A 22,246-nucleotide genomic window follows, 5' to 3' on the forward strand; every position below is an offset into this window, starting at 1 on the left:
GGGACAATCATACGAGTCGCAGCGCCCTGCTGCCGGGGCCGGGCCCATGCGCCCATTGCCTTCTCCCCTATCCCGACGCCGCATCATGAGAACACAAGAAGATCTGCACGACGAAGACGACGATTTCGACCGCCCCAGCAAAAGCCAGCTCAAGCGCGAAAGCCACGTCCTGCAGAGCCTGGGTGAAGACCTGCTGACCCTGCCGGCCAGCCGCCTCGAGCCGCTGAACCTGCCCGAGATCCTGCACGATGCCCTGCGCATGGCCAAGAAGATCACTTCGCACGAAGGCCGTCGCCGCCAGATGCAGTACATCGGCAAGCTGATGCGCCGTGTCGACCCCGAGCCCATCCGCCAGGCCGTGGCCGCCTACAAGCTGGGCCATGCCAAGGACAGCCTCGCCCTGCACGAGAGCGAAGCCTGGCGTGAGCGCCTGCTGGCCGACGACAACGCGCTGCAGAGCTTCATCGCCGAGCATGCCGGCATCGATGTGCAGCAGCTGCGCAGTCTCGTGCGCGCCGCCCGCAAGGACGCCGCCAACGAGCCGGAGAAGCGCAGCGGCCGCGCCTTCCGGGAGCTGTTCCAGTTCATCAAGACCGAGCGCCTGCGCGTCAACCCGGCGGCCGAAGGCGAATCGGCAGACGACGCGGACGAGGACGAGCAGGCATGAGCGAGACCGCGCTGGCGCCCCTGCCGGCCACACCCGAGCCGGTGCGCATCGGCATTGTTTCCATCAGTGACCGTGCATCCAGCGGCGTCTACCAAGACAAGGGCCTGCCGGCCCTGCAGAGCTGGCTGAGCGAGGCCCTGCACAACCCGATCGAGTTCGTACCGCGCCTGATCCCCGACGAGCGGCCCTTGATTGCGCAAACTCTGCGCGAGCTGGTCGATGAGGCGGGCTGCCACCTGGTGCTGACCACCGGCGGCACCGGCCCGGCGCGGCGTGATGTCACGCCCGAAGCCACGCTGGACGTGGCCGACAAGGAGATGCCCGGCTTTGGTGAGCAGATGCGCCAGATCTCCCTGCGCTTCGTGCCCACGGCCATCCTCTCGCGCCAGGTGGCGGTGATCCGCGGCCAGGCCTTGATCATCAATCTGCCGGGGCAGCCCAAAGCCATCGCCGAGACGCTGGAGGGCCTGCGCGACGCCGAGGGCCAGAGCTTGGTGCCCGGCATTTTTGCGGCCGTGCCCTACTGCCTGGACCTGATAGGCGCGCCGTATCTGGAGACGCGCGAGGCAAAGTGCAAGGCCTTCCGGCCCAAGACGGCGATCCGCCAGAGAGCTTGAGCCGGCAGAGCGGCGTCAGCCCCAAGCCCTGAATTTCAGGGTCTTCACTTGACCAGCTGGTTCAGCGACGCGGCGTCAAAGTCCTCACATTGCCGCGCGCCCGCCGGCACGCAATCGCCCAGCTGGGCCGGCGCTGCCGCCGACAGCTTGCACACCGCCTGCCACAGCAAGGCGATCTGATGCTCATGGCCGGCGGCGCTGTCGATCAGGCCCCGCATGGCTTGCGCCACCGGGTCATCACCCTGGCTGACCCCGTAGGCCGAGAAGCCCATCTTGGCCGCCTGTTCTTCGCGGCGGGCATCGGCCTTGGCTTCGATGATGCGGGCCGGGTTGCCCACCGCCGTGGCATTGGCCGGCACCGGGCGCGTGACCACCGCGCCCGAACCGATGCGCGCGCCCGCCCCCACCGTGAAGCCGCCCAGCACGCAGGCATGAGCACCGACGATGACGCCGGCCTCCAGCGTCGGGTGGCGCTTGGCGCCTTTGACCAGCGAGGTGCCACCCAGGGTCACGCCCTGGTAAATCGTGCAGCCTTCGCCAATTTCGGCCATCTCGCCGATCACCACGCCCATGCCGTGGTCGATGAACACACGGCGGGCGATGGTGGCGCCCGGGTGGATCTCGATACCGGTCAGGAAGCGGCTCAGATGCGAGATGAACCGCCCGGTCCAGCGCAGGCCGTGGCGCCAGCACCAGTGCGCGCGGCGATGCATCCACAGCGCATGCAGGCCCGGATAACAGGTCAGCACCTCCCAGGTCGACCGGGCAGCCGGGTCGCGCTCAAGGATGCAGGCGATGTCTTCGCGGAGGCGCTGGAACATGGGGCGTCAAAGGAAACAGGGGTCGGCCAGTTTAGCGGTGGCAGCAAAAGCCCGTTCAAGAGCGGCTGATGCACCCGGAGCGGCGCTTCAAGCGTCGCGCCTCAGGTGTCACGTGCATGCGGCTCCACCATGGCCCGCGCAATGCCGCGCAGGATGTGAACTTCCTCGGTGCTCAGCTGCGCGCGGTTGAAGAGCTGGTTCAGGCGCGGCATCAGCTTGCGGGGCGCGGCCGGGTCCAGAAAGCCGATCTGCTCCAGCGAGGCCTGCAGATGCGTGAGCAAGCCCTGCACCGCGCGCGCGTCGGCCAGATTCGGGTCGGGCGTGCGCGCGGCCACGCTGAAGCCACCCAGCGCCTGGCGCCAGTCGTAGGCCAGCAGCTGCACGGCCTGGGCCAGGTTCAAGGAGCCGTAGTCCGGGTGGGTGGGAATCGACAGCACCGCGTGGCAGCGGTACACGTCTTCATTGCTCATGCCGTAGCGCTCGGAGCCGAACACCAGGCCCAGCTTGTGCTCGGAGGCCGCCAGCTCGGCGAACAAGGCGCGCGGCTCGCGCACCGGCGGGCCGAAGTCGCGCGGCGTCATGGCCGTGGCGCAGGCAAAGGTGACGCCGTCGAGCGCTTCTTCCAGGCTGTCGACGATGCGCGCCCGGGTGAGGATGTCGGCGGCGCCGCTGGCCATGGCCACCGTCTCTTCCTGGCTCAGCACATCGGCAAAGCGCGGCCGCACCAGCACCAGCTCGGAAAATCCCATCACCTTCATGGCCCGGGCGGTGGCGCCCACATTGCCGGGGTGGCTGGTCTGAATCAAGACAAAACGTGTCATATCAACGCGGGGCACCGGGGTCAGCCGGGCAGAATCGGGAAAGATCGGCCAAGGAATCGCTAGGCAAAACCCGCGCCTCGGTTAAAATGCGGGATTATCCTAGGCTCGCCGCCCTGAACCCGAACAGTTTCAGACCGGCCGCGGCACTAGAGACGCTCTTTTTCTTCGCCAGTCCACCTCAACCCTCCTTCTTCAGGCAAGGTTTCACGCATGTCGCAGCAAGCTTCACTCCATCCCATGCTCAATGTCGCCATCAAGGCGGCACGCGCAGCTGGCGCCATCATCAACCGCGCCTCGATGGACCTCGATATCCTGAAGATCAACACCAAGTCGCCCAATGACTTCGTGACCGAGGTGGACCAAGCGGCAGAAAAAGTCATCATCGAAACCCTGCTCCAGGCCTACCCTGACCACGGCATCCTCGCCGAAGAGTCGGGTCGCGAGTACGGCGCCAAGCATTCCGAATTCGTCTGGATCATCGATCCCCTGGACGGCACCACCAACTTCATCCACGGCCTGCCCATGTACTGCGTGTCGATCGCGCTGGCGCACCGCGGCGTGGTGCAGCAGGCCGTCGTTTACGACCCGACCCGCAACGACCTGTTTTATGCCACCAAGGGCCGTGGCGCCTTCCTGAACGACCGCCGCCTGCGCGTCTCCAAGCGCACGCGCTTGAGCGACGCCCTGATCGGCACCGGCTTCCCTTTCCGCCGCGGCGACAACTTCAAGCGCTACATGAAGATGTTCGAAGCCGTGATGGTCGAGTGCGCCGGCCTGCGCCGCCCGGGTGCGGCCGCCCTGGACCTCTGCTATGTCGCCGCCGGCTACTACGACGCCTTCTTCGAGACCGGCCTGCAGCCCTGGGATGTGGCCGCGGGCTCACTGATCATCACGGAAGCCGGTGGCCTGATCGGCAACTTCACCGGCGAAGCCGACTTCCTGCACCAGCGCGAAGTGGTGGCCGGCAGCCCCAAGATCTACGGCCAGCTGGTGCAGATCCTGGCGCCCTACACCCGCGTGATCACGGCGGAAGAGGCCGAAGGCGATGCCAAGCCGGCAGACGCCAAGGCCGCTGGCAAGAAGAAGACCGCAGACGCTGCGGGCGTTGTGGCCGCGGATGCCGCCGCCGCACCGAAGAAGCGCGCCGCGGTGCGCATCCGCAAGGATGAACTGGGTGGCGAAGGCGCTTAAACTGCGCGCTGAGCTGTCTCAGCACCCCTGACCGACAAAGCCCTCCGTCCGAGGGCTTTGTTCATTTCTGACGCCCGCATCACCGACGCCCGCATCCCGATCATGAGCCACGCCCCGGATTTCTCTGCCCACACGCCGGTGATGGCGCAGTACCTGCGCATCAAGCACGAGCACCCCGAGGAGCTGGTGTTCTTCCGCATGGGCGACTTTTACGAGGTCTTCTTCGACGACGCCCGCAAGTGCAACCAGCTGCTCGACATCACCCTGACCACCCGCGGCCAGAGCGCCGGCGAGCCGGTGGTGATGGCCGGCGTGCCGGTCCATGCGCTGGAGAGCTACCTGGCCAAGCTGATCAAGCTGGGCGAGGCGGTGGCGATTGCCGAACAGGTGGGCGATGTGGCCACCTCCAAAGGACCGGTCGAGCGCAAGGTGGTGCGTGTGGTCACGCCCGGCACGGTCACCGACAGCGAGCTGCTGACCGACAAGCAGGACTCGGTGCTGCTCTCGGTCGTTCAGCAAGGCAAGACCCATGGCCTGGCCTGGCTCTCGCTGACCCAGGGTCAGCTGGGCCTGGCCGAATGCACGGAGCGTGAGCTGCCCTCCTGGCTGGCCCGCCTGAGCCCGGCCGAGGTGCTGGTGGACCGCGAGCGCCAGCCCGCCGCCGTACTGGCCGCGCGCGCGCCCATCACCAACCGCCCGAGCTGGCAGTTCGACACCGCCCTGGGTGCCCGCAAGCTCTGCGAGCAGCTCGGCGTGGCCAGCCTGGCCGGCTACAACGCCCAGCAGATGACGGCCGCGCAAGCCGCCGCCGCCGCCCTGCTCAGCTATGCCGAACACACCCAGGGCCGGGCCCTGGCCCATGTGCGCGCGCTCAGCGTCCAGCGCAGCAGCGAGCTGCTGGACCTGCCGCCCGCCACCCAGCGCAATCTGGAACTGACGCAGACCCTGCGTGGCGAGACCAGCCCCACCCTGCTCTCCTTGCTCGACAGCTGCCGCACCGGCATGGGCAGCCGCGCCCTGCGCCACTGGCTGCTGCACCCCAAGCGCGAGCGCGCCGAGGCCCTGGCACGACACGGCGCCATTGCCGCCCTGCTGCAGGCCCGGCCTGAGCCGCTGCGCGAGGCGCTGCGCCAAGTCTCGGATGTCGAGCGCATCGCCGCCCGCATCGCCTTGCGCCAGGTGCGCCCGCGAGAGCTGGCCGGCCTGCGCGCCACCCTGCACATCCTGCCCGAGCTGCAGCAGACCGTGCCCGCCGGCAGCAGCGAACTGCTGGATCAGCTGGCCCAGGGCCTGCTCGCCTCTCCCGAGCTGGAGCAGATGCTGAACCGCGCGATTGCCGAAGAGCCGGCCGTTCTGGTGCGCGACGGTGGCGTGATCGCCAGTGGCTTCGATGCTGAACTGGACGAGCTGCGCGCCATCCAGAACAACTGCGACGCCTTCCTGCTGGACCTGGAAACCCGCGAGCGTGCGCGCACCGGCATCCCCAATCTGCGCGTGCAATTCAACAAGGTCCATGGCTTCTACATCGAGGTGACGCAGGGCCAGGTGGACAAGGTGCCGAGCGACTACCAGCGCCGCCAGACCTTGAAGAACGCCGAGCGCTACATCACGCCCGAGCTCAAGGCCTTCGAGGACAAAGCCCTGTCGGCGCAGGAGCGCTCGCTGGCGCGCGAGAAGCTGCTGTTCGAGCAACTCATCGATTGGCTGATCGAATCGCTGCAGCCACTCTCGGCCCTGGGCCGTGCCCTGGCCAGCCTGGACGCCCTGGCGGCCCTGGCCGAGCGCGCCGCCACGCTCAACTGGTGCCGGCCGGAGTTCGTCAACCAGCCCTGCATCGACATCAGCCAGGGACGCCATCCGGTGGTGGAGTCGCGCCTGCGCGAAACCGGCGCGGGTGAGTTCATGGCCAACGACTGCCGGCTCGATGCGCGCACCCGCATGGCCGTGATCACCGGCCCGAATATGGGCGGCAAGAGCACCTTCATGCGTCAGGTGGCCTTGATCAGCCTGCTGGCGGCCATCGGCAGCTATGTGCCGGCCAGCGCCTGCCGGCTGGGGCCCATGGACGCCATCCACACCCGCATCGGCGCGGCCGACGACCTGGCCAATGCCCAGTCCACCTTCATGCTGGAAATGACCGAGGGCGCGGCGATTCTGCACAGTGCCACCGAGCAGTCCCTGGTGCTGATGGACGAGATCGGCCGCGGCACCTCGACCTTCGACGGACTGGCCCTGGCCGGCGCCATCGCCAGCCATCTGCATGACAAGAGCCGCGCCTTCACGCTGTTTGCCACCCACTATTTCGAACTGACCGAGTTCCCCAGCAAGCACCCGCAAGCCATCAACTGCCACGTCGGCGCGGTCGAGAGCGGCGACGACATCGTCTTCCTGCACGAGATCCAGCCCGGCCCGGCCAGCCGCAGCTATGGCGTGCAGGTGGCACGTTTGGCCGGCATGCCGGCCTCCCTGGTGCGCCAGGCGCGGGCCACGCTGGAGGCCCTGGAGGCCAAGGCCGGCGAAGGCCAGGCGCAGATCGACCTGTTTGCGCCACCGCCAGCCGCGCCCGAGCCGCCGCCTGTCTCGCAAGCGACAAGCGCGCTGAGCCAAGCCATCAATGATGTGGACCCCGACACGCTCACGCCGCGCGAAGCGCTGGATCTGGTCTACCGGCTCAAGAAACTGAGCCAGGCCGAGTAGCCCCGCCGCCCGGCGCTCCCTGGAATGAACCGGACTCTCGTCTTCTCCCACGCCAACGGCTTTGGTGCCGCCTGCTACCGCCTGCATTTCGAGGCCTGGCGGCGCGCCGGCTGGCAGGTCCATGCCTTGCCTCAGATCGGCCACAACCCGGCCTATCCCGTCAGCAGCAACTGGCCGCATCTGCGCGACGAGCTGATCGATTTCATCCGCACGGAGGTGAAACCCAGCGGGCCGGTCAGCCTGGTCGGCCATTCCCTGGGCGGCATGCTGAGCCTGCTGGTCGCCTGCCAGCAGCCGGAACTGGTGCAAAGCCTGGTGATGCTGGACTCGCCGGTGGTCAGCGGTTGGCGTGCCCAGAGCGTGCGGGTGGCCAAGGCCACAAGGCTGATCCACCGGGTCTCGCCGGGCAAGGTGTCCCACCAGCGCCGCTACGAATGGCCGGATCGCGAGGCGGTGATGAGCCACTTCGCCAGCAAGCACAAATTCGCGCGCTGGGACCCACGGGTGCTGCAGGACTATGTCGACGGTGGTTTTGAGGAACAGGATGGGCGCAGCCGCCTGCGCTTTCGCCGCGAGATCGAGACCCGCATCTACGACACCCTGCCCCATCACCTGCCGAGCCTGCTGCGCCGGCACCCGCTGCGCTGCCCAGTGGCCTTTGTGGCGGGCACCCAGTCCGAGGAACTGCGCCAGGCGGGCGCCGCCGCCAGCAAGGCCCTGGCCGGGCCCAACTTCGTCTGGATGGAGGGCAGCCACCTCTTTCCTTTCGAGCGTCCGGACGACACGGCCGCCCTCGTGCTGCAGTTGCTCGATGCCATGCAGCTTTCCACACCGTCCCCGGACTGATTCCCGGGCCGGTGTCCGAGCGGTCCGTCGGGCCTCGCTATAATCGCGCTTTACCACCACAGCGTTTTTCACGAGAACGCTGCACGACATGACCAAGTACGTCTACGTCACAGGCGGTGTGGTGTCCTCCCTCGGCAAGGGCATCGCATCGGCCTCACTGGCTGCCATCCTCGAATCGCGCGGCCTCAAGGTCACCCTCATCAAACTGGATCCGTACATCAACGTCGATCCGGGCACGATGTCCCCGTTCCAGCATGGCGAAGTCTTCGTGACCGAAGACGGCGCCGAGACGGACTTGGATCTGGGTCACTACGAGCGCTTCATCACCACGCGCATGAAGCGCGCCAACAACTTCACCACCGGACAGATCTACATGTCCGTGCTGGAGAAGGAACGCCGCGGTGATTACCTCGGCAAGACGGTGCAGGTGATTCCGCACATCACCAACGAAATCCAGGACTTCGTCCGACGCGGTGCCGGTGCTGGAACGCCCGATGCGGTCGACGTGGCCATTGTGGAAATCGGCGGCACGGTGGGTGACATCGAGTCCCTGCCCTTCCTCGAAGCGGCGCGCCAGATGAGCCTGAAAGCCGGCCCGAACAACGTCGCCTTCGTGCACCTGACCTATGTGCCCTGGATTGCTGCGGCCGGCGAACTGAAGACCAAGCCGACTCAGCACACGGTGCAGAAGCTGCGCGAAATCGGCATCCAGCCGGACGCCCTGCTGTGCCGCGCCGACCGCCGCATCCCCGATGACGAGCGCGGCAAGATCTCGCTCTTCACCAATGTGCCCGAGTACGGTGTGATCTCCATGTGGGACGTCAACACCATCTACAAAGTGCCGCGCATGCTGCACGAGCAGGGCCTGGACCAGCTGATCTGCACCAAGCTGCAGCTGAACACCAAGTCGGCCGACCTGAAACGCTGGGACACCCTGGTCAGCGAGGTGGAGAACCCCGCCAAGGACGTGACCATTGCCATGTGCGGCAAGTACACCGACTTGAGCGACTCCTACAAGTCGCTGAACGAGGCCCTGCGCCACGCCGGCATCCACAACCACGCACGCGTCAATATCGAGTACGTGGACTCCGAAATGCTGAACGCCGAGAACATCTCGCAGCTGCAGCAGTTCGACGCCATCCTGGTGCCCGGCGGCTTCGGCAAGCGCGGCGTGGAAGGCAAGATCCTGGCCGCCCAGTACGCCCGTGAGCACAAAGTGCCCTACCTGGGCATCTGCCTGGGCATGCAGGTCGCCACCATCGAGTACGCCCGCAATATGGCGGGCCTGACCGGTGCCAACTCGACCGAGTTCGAACCCGAAACCCCACACCCGGTGATCGCCCTGATCGACGAATGGCAAGACGCCGACGGCTCGATCCAGAAGCGTGACGAGAAGAGCGACCTCGGCGGCACCATGCGCCTCGGTGCGCAGAGCTCGGACGTCAAGGCCGGCACCCTGGCTTATGACATCTACGGCCCGGTGGTCAGCGAGCGTCACCGCCACCGCTTCGAAGCCAACACCCATTACCTGGACAAGCTGCAAAACGCCGGCCTGGTCATCTCGGCCATCACCCAGCGTGAAAAGCTGACTGAGATGGTGGAGCTGCCGCGCGAGGTGCACCCCTGGTATGTGGGCGTGCAATTCCACCCCGAGTTCAAGTCCACCCCCTGGGACGGCCACCCGCTGTTCACCGCCTTCATCAAGGCGGCACTGAACCACAAACAGGCCTGAAGGAATCCTGCCCATGAAGCTTTGCGGTTTTGAGGTCGGCATCGACCGACCTTTCTTCCTGATCGCCGGCACCTGCTCGATCGAGGGCCTGGAAATGTCGCTCGACGTGGCTGGTCAGCTCAAGGAAGCCTGCACGGCTCTGGGCATTCCGCTGATTTACAAGGGTTCCTTCGACAAGGCCAACCGCTCCTCGGGTTCGACCAAGCGCGGCGTCGGCATCGATGCCGGCCTGAAGATCCTCGATGAAGTGCGCCGCCAGCTGCAGCTGCCCATCATCACCGATGTGCACGATGAATCGCAGGTGGCCGAGGTCGCCAGCGTTGTCGACGTGCTGCAGACCCCGGCCTTCCTCTGCCGCCAGACGGATTTCATCCGCGCGGTGGCCAAGTCGGGCAAGCCGGTCAATATCAAGAAGGGCCAGTTCCTGGCCCCTTGGGACATGAAGAATGTCATCGACAAGGCCCGCGACGCCGCGCGCGAAGCCGGCTTGTCGGAAGACCGCTTCCTTGCCTGCGAACGCGGCGTGAGCTTTGGCTACAACAACCTCGTCGCCGACATGAGCAGCCTGGCCGAGATGCGCAAGACTGGCGCGCCGGTGGTGTTCGATGTGACCCACTCGGTGCAGAAGCCCGGCGGCCAGGGCACCAGCAGCGGCGGCGCCCGCGAGATGGTGCCGGTGCTGGCCCGTGCCGGCGTGGCCGCGGGTGTGGCGGGCCTGTTCATGGAAACCCATCCGCGCCCAGCTGAAGCCTGGTCGGACGGCCCCAATGCCGTGCCCCTGCAGCGCATGCGCGCTTTGCTGGAACAACTGGTGGCCCTGGACCGCGTGGTCAAGAGCCAGCCCCTGCTCGAGAACGACTTCTCGGCCTGAATTGGATCGCCCACCTTGGCGGGCGGACCCCGCGCACGATTGTTCAGCGCCGGTAACTGCCAGCTGGCAAGATGCGCGCCGAAACCGAATTTTTGACCTTTTGGAGAGCTTGAATGAGTGCCATTGTTGATATCGTCGGCCGCGAAATTCTGGACAGCCGCGGCAACCCGACCGTCGAATGCGATGTCTTGCTGGAATCCGGCGTGATGGGCCGTGCCGCCGTGCCTTCCGGTGCATCGACCGGCTCGCGCGAAGCGATCGAACTGCGTGACGGTGACAAGAGCCGTTATCTGGGCAAGGGCGTTCTGAAGGCGGTGGAGCACATCAACACCGAGATCTCCGAGGCCGTGCTGGGCCTGGATGCCTCTGAGCAAGCCTTCCTGGACCGCACCCTGATCGACCTGGACGGCACCGAGAACAAGAGCCGCCTGGGCGCCAACGCCATGCTGGCCGTGTCCATGGCCGTGGCCCGCGCTGCGGCCGAAGAATCGGGCCTGCCCCTGTACCGTTACTTCGGCGGCATGGGCGGCAACCAGCTGCCGGTGCCGATGATGAACGTCATCAACGGCGGCGCGCACGCCAACAACAGCCTCGATCTGCAAGAGCTGATGATCATCCCCGTGGGTGCACCGAGCTTCCGCGAAGCCCTGCGCTGGGGCGCCGAGGTGTTCCACGCCCTGAAGAAGATCCTGCACGACAAGGGCATCTCCACCGCCGTGGGCGATGAAGGTGGTTTCGCGCCCAGCGTGGAAAGCCATGAAGCCGCCATCCAACTGATCCTGCAAGCCATCGACGCCGCCGGCTACACCGCTGGCGAGCAGATCGCCCTGGGCCTGGACTGCGCTGCCAGCGAGTTCTACAGGGACGGCAAGTACCTACTGGAAGGCGAAGGCGGCATCCAGCTGACGGCCCAGGAATGGACCTCCATGCTGGCCACCTGGGTGGACAAGTACCCCATCATCTCGATCGAAGACGGCATGGCCGAAGGCGACTGGGACGGTTGGAAGCACATCACCGAAGTGCTGGGCCAGAAGGTGCAGCTGGTGGGCGACGATCTCTTCGTCACCAACACCAAGATCCTGAAGGAAGGCATCGACAAGGGCATCGCCAACTCGATCCTGATCAAGATCAACCAGATCGGCACCCTGACCGAAACTTTCGCCGCCATCGAGATGGCCAAGCGCGCCGGCTACACCGCTGTGATCTCGCACCGCTCGGGCGAAACCGAAGACTCGACCATCTCCGACATCGCCGTCGGCCTGAACGCCGGCCAGATCAAGACCGGCTCGCTGTCGCGCTCGGACCGCATGGCCAAGTACAACCAGCTGCTGCGCATCGAGGAAGACCTGGGCGATGTGGCCGTCTACCCCGGCCGCGCTGCCTTCTACAACCTGAAGTGATGCGGGTTGCCACTCTGTCTTGAGTGGCCCTGATCTGCCAACGCCGCCCGACCCTCCGGTCTTGCGGCGTTTTTTATTGCTTCGCGGCTCGGCTAAACTGCGCGCGTGAAAACACTTGGCGTCATCCTCGCGGCCTTTTTGCTGCTGATCCAGTACCAGCTCTGGCTGGGCAAGGGCAGCCTGCCTCGCGGCGTGCAGCTGCGCGCCGAGCTGGCCCAGGCGCAGCAGGCCAATGAACAGGCCCGCGCCCGCAATGCCCAGCTCGAAGCCGAGCTGCGCGATCTGCGCGAAGGCCTGGAAATGGTCGAAGAAAAGGCGCGTTTCGAGCTCGGCATGATCAAGCCCGACGAGATCTACGTGCAAGTTCGCCGCTGAGCGCCGCCGCGCTAACAGCCCGGCCCTGCCCTGCCCTAAATCCACCCCGATTCGAGGACACGCCGTTCCGCATGGACGCTTTGCTGCTGCAACTGCAACCCCTGTTTGCCCCGGCCTTTGAGTTGCTGGGCAGCCCCATCACCTGGACCGAGTTGATCGCCTTTGTGCTGGCCTTGTGGATGGTCGTCTGCAATATGCGTGTGCACGTGCTGGCTTGGCCGCTGGCCATCCTCAGCTCGCTGCTGTATTTCCTGCTGTTCTGGAGCGGCAAGCTGTACGGTGAAGCCAGCCTGCAGCTGCTGTTTGTGAGCCTCTCGCTTTGGGGCTGGTGGCAATGGCTGCGTGGCAAAGGCGATGACGGCCAGGCCCTGCGCGTGCGTCGCCTGAGCACGGCGGGCCTGTGGGCCTCGCTGCTCGCCACCCTGCTGGCCTGGCCTCTGCTGGGCCTGTTTCTGCAGCAGCAGACCGATTCACCCGTGCCCTTCTGGGATGCCTTCCCCACGGTCGCCAGCCTGCTCGGCCAGTGGCTGCTGGCGCGCAAGTACCAGGAGAACTGGGGCGTCTGGGTGCTGGTCAACGGCGTCAGCGTCGCCTTGTTCGCCTACAAGGGTTACTGGCTGACCGTGCTGCTCTACGCAGTCTTCATCCCCATGTCGGTGGCCGGCTGGCGCGCCTGGGCGCAGCAGCTCAAGCTCAGCCACGCGAGCGGCGGTTCCCGCCAGGCACTGGCTTGATGAAGACCTGGCAGACCCAGCCGTGCCCGGCTTGCTGATCGCCATCGTCGGTGCGGAGAGCACCGGCAAATCGACCCTGGCCCAAAGCCTGCAGCAGCGCTTGAGCGAGGCCACCGGCCTGCGCTGTGCCTGGGCGCCCGAATTGTTGCGCGAATGGTGCGATCAAGCGGGCCGCACACCGCGCCCCGAAGAACAGGCCGCCATTGCCGCCGCCCAGGCGACCCGCTGCGAAGCCCTGGCGCTCAGCGCCGATCTGGTGCTCTGCGACACCACGCCCCTGATGACGGCGGTCTACAGCGAACTGCTGTTTGACGACCACTCCTTGCTGGACACCGGCCTGGCTTTCCACCGCCGCTGCGCCCTCACCTTGCTGACCGCGCTGGACCTGCCTTGGGTGGCCGATGGGCTGCAGCGCGACGGAGCCCATGTGCGCGCGCCGGTGGATGCGGCCGTGCGGCGAGCGCTGATGGGCGCGGGCCTCGGTTGGTCGGTGGTGGCCGGCAGCGGTGCGCAGCGCCTGGAAGCTGCCCTCAATGCCATCACGCCCTTGCTGCTGGCCCGAAAGACCGCGCCCCTGCCGGCCACGGGCCTGTTCAGCCGCCTACAAGCCCGCCAAGACGCCCTGCCCGAGTGGCGCTGGGCCTGCGACAACTGCGATGTACCCGAGTGCGAGCACCTCTTGAACCGGCGCCGCTGAACGCGCCCGGCCCAGCTCACTGACCGAGGCAGAGGCCCAGCCCCCGGGCTGCTTGCAGCAAGGGGTGATCCAAGGGCACGAGGCGGTTGCGCCCCGCCACCTCGGCCAGGGCCACGCTGGTGAACTCTGCCCCTTGCAAGGCCACCATGCGGCCGAAGCGGCCCTCGCGCACCAGCTGGGCCGCGGCCCAGCCAAACTGTGTGGCCAGCACGCGATCGAAGGCCGTGGGTGTGCCACCGCGCTGCACATGGCCGAGCAAGGTCGAGCGCACCTCCACCTCGCTGTGCTCACCCAATGCCTGCTGCAACTGCTGGGCCAGCAGCGCACCGATGCCGCCCAGGCGCACCGGGTCCGGGCTGTCGGCCAGCAAGGCGCGCACCACCTGGCCTTGCGCCTGGGCATGCGCCCCTTCGGCCACGCAAATCAAGGCATGGCCGCCGCCCTCCGTCCGGCGTCGGCAATGCTCGATCACGGCCTCCAGCCGGTAGGGCAACTCGGGCAGCAGGATGGCATCCGCCCCACCCGCCAATCCCCCTTCCAGCGCAATCCAGCCGGCATGCCGGCCCATGGTTTCGGCAATCATGACCCGGCCATGGCTGCGCGCCGTGGTTTCCAGCCGGTCCAGCGCCTCGGACACCACGGCCACGGCGCTGTCGAAACCGAAGCTGCGTTCGGTCAGACAAAGGTCGTTGTCGATGGTCTTGGGCACCCCCACCACGGGCAGGCCCAAACGGCTGAATTGCTCGGCAATCGCCATGGTGCCGTCGCCGCCGATGGCGACCAACGCATCAATACCTTGGGCCCGCACGAAATCGAGCACGCGCGCCGAGACATCCGCCCCGCCCTCGGCAAAGTAGTGGAAAGGATCACAGCGGTTGTGCGTGCCGAGGATGGTGCCGCCCTGGGCCAGGATGTCCCGCACATCGGCCAGAGCCAAGGGCCGCAGGCGCTGCTCGATCAGACCGAGGAAGCCGCGCTCCACGCCGCTGACACGCGCCCCGCACTGCTGAATCAGGGCCAGGCTGACGGCACGGATCACCGCATTGAGGCCGGGGCAGTCGCCGCCGCCGGTGAGGATGGCTATGTGCATGGAGGGGCTGCAAAGGTCATGGTGATCGCAACAATTATGGGTCAGCGCGCCAGCAGGAAATACTCGAACAGCTGGGCGCCACCCGCCCCACCCAAGGGCACCAAGAGGGCCTTGACCAAGGGCTGCTCAAAAATCGGCGCCAGCGCGCCGCCGCGCTCCTCCTGCACCGAGGCCATCAGCCGCTTGAAGGGCTCGATCAGCTTGCGCTGCTCCTCATCGCCGCCCGTCAGCCAGCGCAGATCGGCCTCCATACGGCGCAAGGCCCGGCTGCGCGCCTGTTCGGCCGCCTGCTTGAGCAGCACGGCCAGGGCCAGCAGGCCCAGCAGGTAGGCGCTGGCGGCCATGGCCACCGGCAAGGTCAGCGACCAGTTGTCGAACAAGCGACTGCGCCCGACGATCAAGAGCGCCAGCACCACGAAGGGTCCCATCACCAAGGGCCCGATGCGCGCGCTGCGCCGCACGACGATCTGCACATCGATCCAGTCGTCCAGCAGGCTGTGGCGGCGCAGTTCGGGTGGCGCCACGGCGCGCTGGGCCGGGTCGGCGGCGATGGGGCGCAGCCACAGTGCCTCATGCGCGCTGCCCAGGCTGGCGGCGAAATGCGCCAGCGTGCTCGCCGGGTAGACCGTGCGCGCGGCCGTGAGCAATCGGATGAATCGGCAGGCCAGCATGGTGGCGTCGCCCACCGCCACCACCAGCAGCGGCAGCAGCACCAGGATGGCATCGAGCGTGAAACGGATCAGGGCGCGGTGATCCTCGCCTCGCACGGGCACGGCCGGACCGACGCCGTCGCTGAAACCAAAGAACAAACCCAGGACCACGAGCAGAGTCAGCACAAAACCCAACATGATGCGCAGAGCCCGAGGCACCCGGCTGCCACGCCGACCGTACTGATGCCAGAGGATGCGAAAGTCCAGGCTGCCCCCAGGCGCCGCATGCCAGCCGGCCACGCTCAAGTGCCGCTGCCAGATCCGGCGCATGAGGCGCAAACCGCCCTGGCGGGCCGCGACACCGGCGCGTTTGGGCGCCTGTTCGGGCAGATGCAGCCAGGCGCTGTCTTCGGCCATGCCCTGAACACTGCGCGACCAGGTGGCATCCAGGGTGTCAACAATCGCGAGCAGGGCCAGCAGATGGAGCAGGTGCGAAGGCCAGGCGCTGAGCCCCTCCAACCAGGCCAGGGGCTCGCAGCTGTCGCAGCGGCGGGCCTCGACGCCGCTCAGCACATAGGCCCAGACCAGGCCCAGGGTCAACCAACACAGCCCGCGCAGCGTGCGACGCAGTCCCGGGGCCATGATGGCCGGCACGCCCCCTGCGCCGAGGCCCTTGCCAAATCCGAAGCCGAAACGATGCTCGGGCGCCAAGGACAAGAGCACCAGCAGCGTGCTGCCCAGGCTCAGGCCCAACATGCCAGGCGCAAAGCGCAGATGGCCCGGCCACAGCATCTCGCTCAGACTGACCAGGGTGAAGAAAAACAGCCAGCAGTAAAGGGCCACGAAGCCCAGCTCCGGCAAGGAAATGGCGGGCACCAATCCAGCCGGCAGATGCTCCAGCCGCGCCGCGGCCCGGCGACGCCGGATGTTGCGCAGCACCGGCGTGCCCGGCCAGACCAGCAGGCCCAACAGCAAAAGCACCGGCAAAGCCACGGCCGCCAGGCGCACACCGTAGGCTTTGCCGGGCGGGCGGCGCTCGAAGGCATAACCACTCAAAGCCATGGCGCCGCTGCGGCCCACCTCGTAGAGCGAGGGGTGATCGAGTGCCTCTTCGGCCGCACAGTCCTCCACGGCCCGGCAGGCTTTGCTGCGACAACCGGCATGGCGAGCTGCGAGATAGGCTGACGATTGGTACACATCGCGCCAGGGTGGATTGCCGGCCGCCAGATCGGGCGCGGGCAGCCCAACGCGATCGGCCACCGCCTGGCAGCGCGGCGACGACAGGCGCGGAAACTCCAGCGGCAGACTGGATGCCACCAGCAGATTGCGGGTGAAGGTCTGGACACGCGGATGCAGAAAGCGTGCATCCATATCGGTGGTGAAAAAAACCTTGTCCGCGAAACTCTCGTGCAGAGCCTGCAGCAGCAGGAGCTTGTCATGCACGTCACTGGCCATCAGACCGATGGCCCCGATGGGCAGGGCCCCGACCTTGGACTCGCTGCGTTGCAACTGCTGGGCCAGGCGACGCAGGTAGTCCAGCTGATCGCGAGCTTCGGGCCACTCAATGCGTGCTTGCGCATCGGCTTTGCCGGATCCGCCGCGCGCCTCATCGCGACCGGCGTCGCGCGTTGTCACACCGTCCAGGCCACGGAAAAAGTACAGCTCTTCCAAATGAAGGGCCGGATTCTGCGAAAGCTGTGCACGCAGTTGCCCCACCAAGGCCTGGGCGTAGAGCGAGTCGCGTTCGCCGATCAAGACCACACGCTGCGGCGAGCGTGCCTTGGCCGACAGTCTCAAGCTCAGCTCGCCCGTCAACTGGTCCAGCAGCTCCTTGTCGCTGCCGATCTTGCGGATCAGCCGCACCGGCGGGTCCTGGCGCCCCCCCTGCAGGCGACAAAAGCGCCAGGACACGTAGTCCTCGAGGCTGCTGCCGTCGAGTTCGCTGAGCATGGCGTCACTGGCGGTGGAGAACGGGCTCAGCAGCAAGGCCCGCGACAAGTGCCAATAGCCATCGAGCCAAGGTTCGGAGGCCGTCGGGGCCTGGGCCAGAGGTCGCTGCCCGGGCGGAACCGAACAATGGCTGCGCGAACCGGGCCCCGGCCCCAGCCGCCAGGCGGCGCTGCGCAGATCGGCCAATGCCACCCGCAGGGCATCGGTGGTGGACGGGCCAATCACAGCCAGTGGCGGTGGCTCCCGCTTGCCAGCAGCCCAGGGCTCGAAAAGGGCATGCAGCATCAAGGCCAGGCTGTCGAGCTTGCGCGAAGGCAAAGCGGTCTCATCCACCCACAGCACAGCCACCTGGCTGTACCGCGAGGCCTGCGCGATGTCGGCCACATCTGAGGCCGCCTGAGCCGGCCGGGCCGGAGAAGTCCGGGCCACCGCCGCGCTCAAGCTGCTGGCCGAGAGCAGCTCATAGGGCACCAGCAAGCCCGGACGCACGCCATTGCTGGCAGCAGCCTGGGGACTGAGCTTGGATTCGTCCAGCTGCAGCAGGCCCAGGCGCTCGGCGTTGTCGGGCACATAGCCTTTGGCCTGCAGGCCCGCCAGCACGGCATAGCGCGTGCGCCGCCGCCCCTCCTCGGCCCCAACAAAGGCATTGCCGGGCACCAAGGCCACAAGAACCAGGGTTTCGCTGGAATCCGGTTCGTCATCGCCACTCAGGCGGCGCGACAACTCCTGCGGCGTGCGCAAGGCTGAGACCGATTTGAGTTTGCACTCGGTGGCCTTGGCCGGGTCCTTGTAGAGCTTGTCGCAGCGCTCCAGCCGTTCGGCCTCATGGCGGCGCACGGCCACAAATGGGTCTTCCCAAAGCCGCGCTTCCACCTCGAGGTCGGCCGCCGTCACGGCTTGCGCCCGCTCCTTTTCGGCCGGACGCAACTGGTCAAACGCATGAGGAACCAGCTGGGTGCTGGTGATGAAAGCGACCAGCACGGCCAAGCTGGTCCAGGGGATTCCACCGCCTTTGTTGTCCATCCTCGCCCTTTCAGGCCGCTACCGGCCTCGCACCCGCGGAACACGCGGGACCGCCGGACAAGGTCGAGGATCAGGGCGGGAGCGTCAATCCCTCAGGTCGTATTGCCAGCGGAGCGCGGCATCCGCGCCACGCCGCGCTTCGGGGGCATGGGGACCGCAGCGTCGCCGGGCTTATTGCACGGTGCCGCTACCGCCGGCTTGGGCCAGCTCCTGCGCAAACAGTTGGCCTACATCAACCGCGTCGAAGTGGTACTGAAGGCCGCAGAACTCGCAGCCGATTTCGACATTGCCGCGCTCGGCCAGCACCTCTTCGACCTCGTCGCGGCCCAGGCCCTTGAGCATCTGGCTGACGCGCTCGCGCGAGCAACTGCAGGCGAAGCGCGGCGCCAGCGGCTCGAAGCGGCGCACGCTTTCTTCCCAGAACAGGCGACGCAGAATGGTCTCGGCATCCAGGCCCAGCAGCTCATCGCGGGTCAGGGTGGAAGCCAGCATGCTGATGCGGTTGAAGGCGTCGGACAGGCCGATTTCGTCCTCGTTGCGCAGGGTGGCGCCCTGCCCTTCCAGATTGGCCTCACCCTCGACCGGCAGGCGCTGGATCAAGAGACCGGCGGCGATCTCGTCGTTGGCGAACAGCACCAGTTTCGTGTCCAGCTGCTCGGACTGCAGCATGTAGTGCTCCAGCACCTCCGAGAGCTTTTGCAGCGGCTCGCGCTGGTCACCGTGCAGAGGCACCACACCCTGGTAGGGCTGCTGGCCGGGGAACTTGTCCTTGGGATCCAGGGTGATGGCGCAGCGGCCCTGGCCATGAACATTGAGCATGGCTTCGAGCTGGGCGCCCTCCGGCACCTCACCGACCAGCTTGGCCGTGGCGCGGAAGCTCAGGTCGGGCTGCACCTCGGCCACGGCCAGCTTGACCGGTCCGTCGCCAAACACCTGCAGCACCAAGGCGCCGTTGAACTTGATGTTGGACTGCATCAGCACGGCCGCGGCCGACATCTCGCCCAGCAATGCGCGCAGCTCGGGCGGATGCGCGCCCACCGCCTCGCGGCGCTGAAGCACCTCTTGCCAGCTGCCGGTCAGGCGCACCAGCATGCCGCGCACGGGCAGGCCTTCGAACAGGAATTTATGCAGTTCACTCATGGTTTGGCTTTGGAATTCTGGGGATAGTCGCCGCTGATGTCTTGCAAGCCGCTGGCGTAGCGCTGGCCGTTGGCGATGTAGTGGCGGGAACTGGCACGCAAGCCTTCGATCTGCGCAGGGGTGAGCTCACGCACGACCTTGGCCGGGCTGCCCACGATCAGGCTGCCGTCCGGGAACACTTTGCCCTCGGTCACCAGCGCACCGGCGCCGACGATGCTGTCGCGGCCGATGCGGGCACCGTTGAGCACCACGGCGCCAATGCCGATCAAGGAGTTCTCGCCCACCGTGCAGCCATGCAGCATCACCTGGTGGCCGACCGTCACGCCGGCCTCCAGATGCAGCGGAAAGCCATGGTCGGCATGCAGCACGGAGCCGTCCTGGATATTGCAGCCCGGGCCGATGTGCAGGTGTTCGCTGTCACCGCGCAGCACGGCGTTGAACCAGATGCTGACGTCTTCGTCGAGATGCACCCGGCCGATGACCTGGGCGCTGTCGGCCACCCAGGCGCTGGCGGCGACTTCGGGCCGGTGTTCGTCCAACTGGAATATCGCCATCTCGTGCTCCCGGACGGCACCTGGCCGCGGCAAAACCGGAGATTTTAAGCGGCCTGGCTGCGGACTCGACAGCGCAGGGCATTGCCAGGCCCAGGGGCTGGATGAACGAGCGGGGATAATTTGCGCATGATGCCCCCGGATTGCCGCGTCCGTGCCTTGCACGTTCTCTGCCTGATTGACCCCGCCGACAAGGCCGCAGCCGCGCAGGCGCTCTACCAAGAGGCGCTTGAGGGCGTGAACCTGGACCCCTGCTTGCCTCTGAAACGGCCTGAGGGGGTACCTGGTCGGCCCGATCGCCCTCGCCTGCTGCCGGCCTTGCAAGTGCCCAACCGCTCTCCCTTCACACTCGCGGGCCGTGCGGCACTGATCCATGCCATCGCCCATATCGAGTTCAACGCCATCAATCTGGCCCTGGATGCAGTCTGGCGTTTTGCCGGCATGCCGCGTGAGTTCTACCTCGACTGGCTGCGTGTAGCCGCCGAGGAGGCGCAGCATTTCAACCTGCTGCACGAGCATCTGCAGAGCCTGGGCCACCGCTACGGCGACTTCGACGCCCACGACGGCCTTTGGACCATGGCCGAACGCACGGCCGACGATGTGCTGGCCCGCATGGCCCTGGTGCCGCGCACCCTGGAGGCTCGCGGCCTGGATGCCACGCCGCCGCTGCAGGCCAAGCTGGCCCGCGCCGGTGACGCACGGGCGGTGGCCATTCTGGACATCATCCTGCGCGAAGAAATCGGTCATGTGGAGATCGGCAACCGCTGGTACCGCCACTGCTGCCGCTTGCGTGGCCTGGACCCCGTGGCGATTTATCCTGGCCTGGCGCAGCACTACCAGGCGCCGCGGCTGCGCCCCCCCTTCAACCTGAGCGCTCGCGGCGCGGCTGGCTTCAGCGAAGAAGAATTGGCCTACCTTCAGGCGGATTTCTCGAACGATCGAACGGGCGCGCCCGACGCCGCTCAGGCGGTCAGCGACACGGCCAGCTAAACTGCGGCCTGTGACCCTGTTCTCCGCCTTCATCCTTCGCCGCGCACGCGAGCTCCAGCTCGGGCTGGCGCTCTGCTTGGCCCTGGGCCTGCTCGTGATGGGCAGCGCGCCGGCGCAAGCTTGGGGGCTGATCGCGGCTCAGCAGTCCGCGACCGCCTGCGCGACGGACTTGAACGCCGCGGATGGTTTCACTTCCTGGACCGAGGTCACGGTAGAACCAACGGTCGACTCCCCAGTGACCGGCGCCGAGCTTGGCGACGGGTTGGAAGCGCCCGAGCTGGGCCTGCCGCCCTCGGGCTTGCAGCTCAGTGCCACAAGCCTGTCGCCGCCGGGCGCCAAGTTGCCGTACCTGATGGATGCCCCCTGGCTCGAAGGCCTGCAGCGCCCGCCACGCCCGCGCGGGGGCTGATCGCCCGCAGCTGCCGCGCTCGCCCATGGCCTGAATGGCCCAACTTGCGAGCGACTCCATTCGGCGCCGTCCTTCCTCCCCGCTTTTCTCTTCTTTTGCCGCCGGCAGTTTGCAGCCTCTGTGCTGCGGCCTCGTGCACCGCCTTAGCCTCTTTTTCTCGCCCGCATGGACTTTCTTTTCGACCCCAATCTCTGGCTCGCCTTCGCGATGCTGACCGCCCTGGAAATCGTCCTGGGCATCGACAACATCATCTTCATCTCCATCCTGGTCGGCCGCCTGCCGCCGGAGCAGCGCGATCAGGCGCGGCGCCTGGGCCTGGGTTTTGCGATGGTGTCGCGCCTGCTGCTGCTGTTCTCGCTGAGCTGGGTCATGGGCCTGACGGCCGATCTCTTCCATGTCTTCGGCCAAGGCATCAGCGGCCGAGATCTGGTCTTGCTGCTGGGCGGCCTGTTCCTGCTGTACAAGGCTTCGCACGAGATCTTTGTCGAAGTGGAAGCCCATGAGCAGGACGGCCCGCCGACGGCCGATGCCGCCGCGCTGAAAGCCGCCGGGCGCAAGCTGTTCTGGATGGTGATCGGCCAGATCGCCGTGATCGATATCGTGTTCTCGCTCGATTCGGTGATCACCGCGGTCGGCATGGTGGACCGCATCGGCGTGATGGTGGCGGCCGTGGTGACCTCGGTCGGCGTGATGCTGATCGCGGCCAAGCCGATCGGCGAGTTTGTGGACCGCCATCCTTCGGTCAAGGTGCTGGCCCTGGCCTTCCTGGTGATGGTGGGCATGGCGCTGACGGCTGAGGCCTTCGACCAGCATGTGCCCAAGGGCTACCTCTACGCCGCGATGTGCTTCTCGCTGGCGGTTGAGGCCCTCAACATCCGCGCCCGCGGCAAGCGTTTAGCCGCTGCTGCGGCCGGCGACAAGGGCTGAGGCCGCAACTCGCTCGCCCGAGATCTAGGTCGATCAAACTCACAACC

20 protein-coding genes are annotated in these 22,246 nt (G+C 66.8%); 14 read left to right on the top strand and 6 right to left on the bottom strand.

The genetic code is table 11. From position 1 onward, the window contains the following. Nucleotides 1-85: 85 nt before the first annotated feature. Both yjgA and mog read left to right on the top strand, forming a co-directional pair. Nucleotides 86-667: a ribosome biogenesis factor YjgA gene (gene yjgA, locus AC1Q6P_RS12755; RefSeq protein ID WP_492664155.1), complete on the top strand. Its 582-nt coding sequence runs from the start codon at nucleotides 86-88 to the stop codon at nucleotides 665-667. Further along, on the top strand, nucleotides 664-1,284 hold the full coding sequence (mog, locus tag AC1Q6P_RS12760) for a molybdopterin adenylyltransferase (protein ID WP_492664156.1): 621 nt from the start codon (nucleotides 664-666) through the stop codon (nucleotides 1,282-1,284). The genes yjgA and mog overlap by 4 nt, the downstream gene beginning before the upstream one ends. 44 nt (nucleotides 1,285-1,328) lie before the next feature. Here the strand turns inward: mog and cysE are convergent, their stop codons facing one another. Together cysE and AC1Q6P_RS12770 are read right to left on the bottom strand one after the other, a co-directional pair. After that, on the bottom strand, nucleotides 1,329-2,105 hold the full coding sequence (gene cysE / locus AC1Q6P_RS12765; protein ID WP_102770291.1) for a serine O-acetyltransferase: 777 nt from the start codon (nucleotides 2,103-2,105) through the stop codon (nucleotides 1,329-1,331). A 101-nt stretch (nucleotides 2,106-2,206) separates the two neighbouring features. After that, a complete protein-coding gene (locus AC1Q6P_RS12770; RefSeq protein ID WP_492664157.1) occupies nucleotides 2,207-2,926 on the bottom strand; it encodes an RNA methyltransferase in 720 nt (239 codons plus the stop codon). Nucleotides 2,927-3,136: 210 nt separating this feature from the next. Between AC1Q6P_RS12770 and AC1Q6P_RS12775 the strand changes: the two genes are divergently transcribed. From AC1Q6P_RS12775 to AC1Q6P_RS12815, 9 genes are all read left to right on the top strand, one after another. Then, nucleotides 3,137-4,117 (top strand): inositol monophosphatase family protein, encoded by a 981-nt coding sequence (locus AC1Q6P_RS12775; RefSeq protein WP_271009360.1) that lies wholly within the window; start codon nucleotides 3,137-3,139, stop codon nucleotides 4,115-4,117. 102 nt (nucleotides 4,118-4,219) lie between these two features. Then, complete coding sequence (gene mutS / locus AC1Q6P_RS12780; protein WP_492664190.1) at nucleotides 4,220-6,814, top strand: DNA mismatch repair protein MutS; 2,595 nt, start codon at nucleotides 4,220-4,222, stop codon at nucleotides 6,812-6,814. 24 nt (nucleotides 6,815-6,838) lie between these two features. Further along, complete coding sequence (locus AC1Q6P_RS12785) at nucleotides 6,839-7,660, top strand: alpha/beta fold hydrolase (RefSeq protein WP_492664158.1); 822 nt, start codon at nucleotides 6,839-6,841, stop codon at nucleotides 7,658-7,660. Between the two features lie 88 nt (nucleotides 7,661-7,748). After that, nucleotides 7,749-9,392, top strand: coding sequence for a CTP synthase (gene pyrG, locus AC1Q6P_RS12790; protein WP_271009358.1), 1,644 nt, complete (start codon nucleotides 7,749-7,751; stop codon nucleotides 9,390-9,392). A gap of 13 nt (nucleotides 9,393-9,405) precedes the next feature. Further along, nucleotides 9,406-10,263 carry a 3-deoxy-8-phosphooctulonate synthase gene (gene kdsA, locus AC1Q6P_RS12795; RefSeq protein WP_171826224.1) on the top strand — a complete coding sequence of 286 codons (858 nt, stop codon included), beginning with the start codon at nucleotides 9,406-9,408 and terminating at the stop codon, nucleotides 10,261-10,263. 113 nt (nucleotides 10,264-10,376) lie between these two features. Then, nucleotides 10,377-11,663: a phosphopyruvate hydratase gene (gene eno / locus AC1Q6P_RS12800; RefSeq protein ID WP_492664159.1), complete on the top strand. Its 1,287-nt coding sequence runs from the start codon at nucleotides 10,377-10,379 to the stop codon at nucleotides 11,661-11,663. A 105-nt stretch (nucleotides 11,664-11,768) separates the two neighbouring features. After that, nucleotides 11,769-12,038, top strand: a complete 270-nt coding sequence (gene ftsB / locus AC1Q6P_RS12805; RefSeq protein WP_102770284.1) for a cell division protein FtsB — start codon at nucleotides 11,769-11,771, stop codon at nucleotides 12,036-12,038. A 71-nt stretch (nucleotides 12,039-12,109) separates the two neighbouring features. Further along, complete coding sequence (gene pnuC, locus AC1Q6P_RS12810) at nucleotides 12,110-12,772, top strand: nicotinamide riboside transporter PnuC (RefSeq protein ID WP_492664160.1); 663 nt, start codon at nucleotides 12,110-12,112, stop codon at nucleotides 12,770-12,772. 22 nt (nucleotides 12,773-12,794) lie between these two features. Beyond that, nucleotides 12,795-13,469 carry an AAA family ATPase gene (locus AC1Q6P_RS12815; protein ID WP_102770282.1) on the top strand — a complete coding sequence of 225 codons (675 nt, stop codon included), beginning with the start codon at nucleotides 12,795-12,797 and terminating at the stop codon, nucleotides 13,467-13,469. 16 nt (nucleotides 13,470-13,485) lie between these two features. Here the strand turns inward: AC1Q6P_RS12815 and AC1Q6P_RS12820 are convergent, their stop codons facing one another. From AC1Q6P_RS12820 to AC1Q6P_RS12835, 4 genes are all read right to left on the bottom strand, one after another. Beyond that, nucleotides 13,486-14,559 carry a 6-phosphofructokinase gene (locus AC1Q6P_RS12820; protein WP_492664161.1) on the bottom strand — a complete coding sequence of 358 codons (1,074 nt, stop codon included), beginning with the start codon at nucleotides 14,557-14,559 and terminating at the stop codon, nucleotides 13,486-13,488. Between the two features lie 41 nt (nucleotides 14,560-14,600). Next, nucleotides 14,601-18,182 (bottom strand): hypothetical protein, encoded by a 3,582-nt coding sequence (locus AC1Q6P_RS12825; protein ID WP_492664162.1) that lies wholly within the window; start codon nucleotides 18,180-18,182, stop codon nucleotides 14,601-14,603. A 171-nt stretch (nucleotides 18,183-18,353) separates the two neighbouring features. Beyond that, complete coding sequence (gene hslO / locus AC1Q6P_RS12830) at nucleotides 18,354-19,322, bottom strand: Hsp33 family molecular chaperone HslO (protein ID WP_271009353.1); 969 nt, start codon at nucleotides 19,320-19,322, stop codon at nucleotides 18,354-18,356. Further along, nucleotides 19,319-19,876, bottom strand: a complete 558-nt coding sequence (locus tag AC1Q6P_RS12835) for a gamma carbonic anhydrase family protein (RefSeq protein WP_492664163.1) — start codon at nucleotides 19,874-19,876, stop codon at nucleotides 19,319-19,321. The genes hslO and AC1Q6P_RS12835 overlap by 4 nt, the downstream gene beginning before the upstream one ends. 129 nt (nucleotides 19,877-20,005) lie before the next feature. Here AC1Q6P_RS12835 and AC1Q6P_RS12840 point away from each other — a divergent pair, with 129 nt between their 5' ends. From AC1Q6P_RS12840 to AC1Q6P_RS12850, 3 genes are all read left to right on the top strand, one after another. Further along, the gene (locus AC1Q6P_RS12840; protein WP_492664191.1) at nucleotides 20,006-20,863 is read left to right on the top strand and encodes a ferritin-like domain-containing protein; all 858 of its coding nucleotides are present in this window, start codon (nucleotides 20,006-20,008) and stop codon (nucleotides 20,861-20,863) included. A 10-nt stretch (nucleotides 20,864-20,873) separates the two neighbouring features. Further along, the gene (locus AC1Q6P_RS12845; protein WP_492664164.1) at nucleotides 20,874-21,272 is read left to right on the top strand and encodes a hypothetical protein; all 399 of its coding nucleotides are present in this window, start codon (nucleotides 20,874-20,876) and stop codon (nucleotides 21,270-21,272) included. A 165-nt stretch (nucleotides 21,273-21,437) separates the two neighbouring features. Continuing rightward, nucleotides 21,438-22,199 (top strand): TerC family protein, encoded by a 762-nt coding sequence (locus tag AC1Q6P_RS12850; RefSeq protein WP_271009351.1) that lies wholly within the window; start codon nucleotides 21,438-21,440, stop codon nucleotides 22,197-22,199. The last annotated feature ends 47 nt before the right edge of the window (nucleotides 22,200-22,246 follow it).

This window comes from Roseateles sp. GW835-FHT13E02 (genome assembly GCF_058794035.1).